Source organism: Streptomyces sp. NPDC048255, assembly GCF_040652415.1.
In the GTDB taxonomy this organism is placed as follows: domain Bacteria; phylum Actinomycetota; class Actinomycetes; order Streptomycetales; family Streptomycetaceae; genus Streptomyces.
Window position 1 is genome coordinate 1 of the sequence record NZ_JBEZMA010000152.1, and the last position, 1186, is coordinate 1186.

Below are 1186 nucleotides of genomic sequence, written 5' to 3' on the forward strand. Positions count from 1 at the left end.
CTCGACAACGTCGAGGCGCTCAAGCGCTGGCCCGAGACCTTCCGCGGCCGCACCCTGTGGCTGCGCCTGGACCTGGGCCACGGCGAAGGCCATCACGAGAAAGTGCGCACCGGCGGCGCGGCGGCCAAGTTCGGCCTGCCGCTGGCGCGCTTCGATGCGTTCGTCGAAGAGGCGCGCAAGCTCGGCGTGCGCATCAGCGGCCTGCACGCGCACCTGGGCAGCGGCATCGACGATCCGCAGCACTGGCGCGGCGTCTACGCCAGTCTGGCCGGGCTGGCCGACAGCGTCGGCACCATCGAGACCATCGACATCGGCGGCGGCCTGCCGGTGGCCTACACGCCGGAAGCGCGCGAGTTCGACCTCAACCTGTGGCGCGCCGGGCTGGACGAGATCAAGGCCGCGTATCCGCGTTATGGCCTGATCATCGAACCGGGCCGTTACCTGGTCGCCGAAAGCGGCGTGCTGCTGCTGTCGGTCACCCAGGTGGTGGAGAAGGACGGCGTGCGCCGGATCGGCTGCGATGCGGGCATGAACGCGCTGATGCGTCCGGCCATGTACGAGGCCTACCACGGCATCCACAACCTCGGCCGCATCGACGACACCGACACCGCCGCGTTCGACGTGGTCGGCCCGGTGTGCGAGAGCAGCGACGTGATCGGCCGCGCGCGGCTGCTGCCGAAGGCGACCGAAGAAGGCGACGTGATTTTGGTCGCCGACGCCGGCGCCTACGGCATGGCCATGGCCAACACCTACAACCTGCGCGCGCTGCCGGTCGAGGAGGCGCTCGGATGAGCGCCGCCCCGACCCACGACCCCGCGATGGCGCGGCGCGCGACCGTTTCGATTTCGAGAGTGAACCTGTGAGCGATCAATTCCAACGCGACGCCGTGCGCGCCTTCCGTTTCGTGCGCTGCGGCCTGGATGCCCGCACCGGCGCGGCCGAACTGGTCTACGCCTTCGACGACGGCCCGGAGCTGATCGAAACCGTCACCGTGCCCGGCGCGCCGTTCGCGCTGGACGCGGCGCGAAGCGCGGCGGTCGAACGCATGCTGCGCCTGCTGCATCTGATCGCCGGCGTGAGCTATTACAAGGCTGCGGTGCCGGAAGAGATCCGCATCGATACGTATGCCATCGACGCCGATACCGCGGCGCTGCTGGAGCTGATCTACGTCAACGGGCTGGGCGAG

General features: G+C 69.6%; 1 protein-coding gene and 1 pseudogene. Both read left to right on the forward strand.

The features are described from left to right. A pseudogene (locus tag AB0D94_RS37865) lies at positions 1-792 on the forward strand (hypothetical protein); the annotation flags it as partial. 67 nt (positions 793-859) lie between these two features. Beyond that, positions 860-1186, forward strand: a 327-nt coding sequence (locus tag AB0D94_RS37870; RefSeq protein WP_362062548.1) for a hypothetical protein, incomplete at its 3' end; no start/stop codon positions are given.